Origin of the sequence: Bacillus cereus group sp. N11, assembly GCF_016483605.1 — a bacterium.
GTDB classification, from domain to species: domain Bacteria; phylum Bacillota; class Bacilli; order Bacillales; family Bacillaceae_G; genus Bacillus_A; species Bacillus_A toyonensis.
Window position 1 is genome coordinate 1 of the sequence record NZ_JAEHBN010000071.1, and the last position, 281, is coordinate 281.

Consider the following 281-nt stretch of genomic DNA (forward strand, 5'->3'; position numbering starts at 1 on the left):
GGTTAATATTTTGTTTCATTCAAAATCAATGCCGGCAATAAAAATGATACTATCGATGTCTATTTTCGGATCGATTGGATTTTTTTCAGTACAAACAGGTTTACCTTCCTTTGAATTAGTGTTTATTCGCTGTATTTGTGCGACTTTATTTTTAGCATTATGTTGGTTCGTAACAGGGCAATATAAAAATGAGAAATGGAACAAAAAAGAAACCATACAAATATTAGCTTGTGGTGTATTTCTCGTTTTTAACTGGGTATTTTTATTTAAAGCATTTGAAG

General features: G+C 30.2%; 1 protein-coding gene. It reads left to right on the plus strand.

What is annotated here, in order from left to right:
* Positions 1-10: 10 nt before the first annotated feature.
* A partial coding sequence (locus tag JDS98_RS29710) for an EamA family transporter (RefSeq protein ID WP_374191422.1) occupies positions 11-281 on the plus strand: 271 nt, incomplete at its 3' end.